The organism is Cytobacillus sp. NCCP-133 (genome assembly GCF_026011715.1).
Lineage (GTDB): Bacteria > Bacillota > Bacilli > Bacillales > Cytobacillaceae > Cytobacillus.
The window spans coordinates 1-2,053 of sequence record NZ_BRVM01000048.1; the positions used below are offsets into that span (position 1 = coordinate 1).

The 2,053-nt window shown below is 37.7% G+C and carries 1 protein-coding gene; it reads right to left on the reverse strand.

What is annotated here, in order from left to right; genetic code table 11:
• Positions 1 to 1,441: 1,441 nt before the first annotated feature.
• Positions 1,442 to 1,768, reverse strand: a complete 327-nt coding sequence (locus NCCP133_RS21705) for a YnfA family protein (protein WP_071396633.1) — start codon at positions 1,766 to 1,768, stop codon at positions 1,442 to 1,444.
• Positions 1,769 to 2,053 lie beyond the last annotated feature (285 nt).

Here is a 2,053-nt window from a genome sequence, read left to right on the forward strand (position 1 = left end):
CCGTGAGTGTATCCAGTATATGGATGTATAAACGGGGTTTTTTATGTGGATTTATGGCCATAATGAGGTATCTGTAGGGAATTCCCTTACGGGAAGAGTAACCCTTGAGTAAGTAGGGTGAAAGGAATGTCCCTATGTCTCTCTAAAGGTATACAGACCCGAAACTAATTCAATGAACGAATGCCCACACCCTGTAACGTGTAAAATGCTTCAAGTGGTTTCTCCTATGAAATAAATATATATAAATAATAAGGGATTGGTCATGTAAGAGGAGTCATCAGGTATCGGGGGTTCTTGTTTGTCCAGAGCATGGGATACCACTGTATGACAGCCAAGTCTATACGGGGATATCACAAGGGAACTGGGTGGTATTGGTGAACCGTAAGGTTTCTTATTGTCTCCTATGTAACTTCTGTTAATAAAGTGTCAGTCTCACTTATCCCCCACTTACAATCTGAAAATGATTTTTCAAAAAAGGGAAGTGGGAGCCAGTCTATGTATGAGTCTGATATATAGACTATCGAATCGGGAACGTATCTAGGATATCTTTTCTCGGTTTTTTTATTTGGAGAAGGTTTGAGAATTACTTTCACAGCCAAAGGTGAAAATAATGGATAAGGATGCATGTTGATTGTGGTATTGCTTTTAAAATGTGTTCATTATATGTGGGTGTCAAACCAAACTGAAGTTTGAAGTATGGGAAAAAATCTGTTTATAAAGAAAAAAGTTTATACAGAGCCCCCTGAGTGTATCTAGAGTATGGATATAATTACAGGGCTTTTTTATATAAAACTGAGTCTTAACGAGGTTCCCTGAGAGGATCAGGCTTACCCTTACGGGGAGGATAATCCCTGCATAAGTACAACACAAGGGACGTCCCCCTTTTTCTCTGAAGAGCATTCAAACCAACTCAATCAAGGGAAGCCCACGTCCAGAAGTGTATAACATGCTTCATAAAGAAGCACTCGCCCATAAAAAATAAATAAATATATAAATAAATGATTAGGCATAGGTCATGTGGTAAGTAGGTGAATTGTGGTGGTACAAGGGAAACCGTAAGGTATACTAATGGATTATCTGTATCTGCAAGTTTACAACTCTCTTATACATTAAGTAACTGTCCAAGGCAGGGGAAGAGGGAGCCAACTATGTATTAGGCTGATGTATTAGTCTAACGAATCGGGGAAATGTATCTACGATACCTCTTCTCGGTTCTATTTTATTTGATAAGGGAAAATAAACAGAAAAGCCTGTCTCCCAAATACATAACTCTACTTATTAAAAATTAGTTCCATTTTAGAAAAATGAAAAAGAGTAAGAGGGAAAAGGGATTTAGGAGGATAGTGGACATCGTAAGACCTTCTTTCAAACTCACACCTACACGGTTCGGGATACACCTTCGTTAGTTGATTTCCCTTCAATGTATTCTTGTCTTTTTACTTTATTGGCGAGGTGCAAATAACATTACTGAAACACCCACTAAACATATACCAGCACCTATCCAATCGTATAAATCAGGTGTTCTTTTATCAATCCCCCATCCCCACAATACAGAAAGAACAATAAATACTCCTCCATAGGCAGCATATACTCTGCCGAATAATGGGAATGTTTGAAATGTGGCAATAATACCATATAACGCTAAGGCTAGTCCTCCGAAAGCACCCCAATAAAATGGCTTACCTTCTCTTAACCATAGCCAGATAAGATAACCTCCACCAATCTCTGCAAATCCAGCAAATATAAACAATACAATTGTGTAAATCATTTAATGCCCACCCTTGATAACTAATTAACATGGCAATTATACCGTATTCCAAGGGTAGTAAAGAACTGCATTACCCTATAACAATCAGAAGTCAAGAATCGGTTTTGGTTCAGGTGTCACCGTAAGGTGCCTTCATGAGGTTTAGGTTACTCTCTTTGTTTGGTGATCTCTCCTCTATGTTTAAGCAAACTTTATTCTTATCTTTATTATTTATTGATTTCATTTCTGACTTAAAACGAGCAAATCTTTGTGCAAACTTTATTCTCATGAAATAAGTTGGGTAAT

Excerpts from the sequence above, each read along its gene's own strand:
- NCCP133_RS21705 (WP_071396633.1), bottom strand. The coding sequence starts at position 1,768 with ATGATTTACACAATTGTATTGTTTATATTTGCTGGATTTGCAGAGATT.